This window comes from Cellulomonas sp. GbtcB1 (assembly GCF_019091725.1).
GTDB lineage: Bacteria > Actinomycetota > Actinomycetes > Actinomycetales > Cellulomonadaceae > Cellulomonas.
Genome location: NZ_JAGXJG010000745.1, coordinates 1 through 228, shown reverse-complemented (window position 1 = coordinate 228; position 228 = coordinate 1). Strand labels below are relative to the sequence as shown.

Annotated in this window: 1 pseudogene; it reads left to right on the top strand. The window is 77.2% G+C overall.

What is annotated here, in order from left to right:
* A pseudogene (locus tag KVT14_RS22050) lies at nt 1-228 on the top strand (amidophosphoribosyltransferase); the annotation flags it as partial.

Here is a 228-nt window from a genome sequence, read left to right as displayed (position 1 = left end):
CCCAGCGGTTCACCGAGAAGCAGCAGCGCGCGGGCTGCGTGTTCGAGTACGTCTACCTGGCCCGACCGGACACCACGATCGCCGGCCGCTCCGTGCACGCCGCGCGCGTCGAGATGGGCCGCCGCCTGGCGAAGGGGCACCCGGTCGAGGCCGACCTGGTCATCCCGGTGCCCGCGTCCGGCACCCCGGCGGCGGTCGGCTACGCGCCGGGGGGCGGGGTCCCGCTCG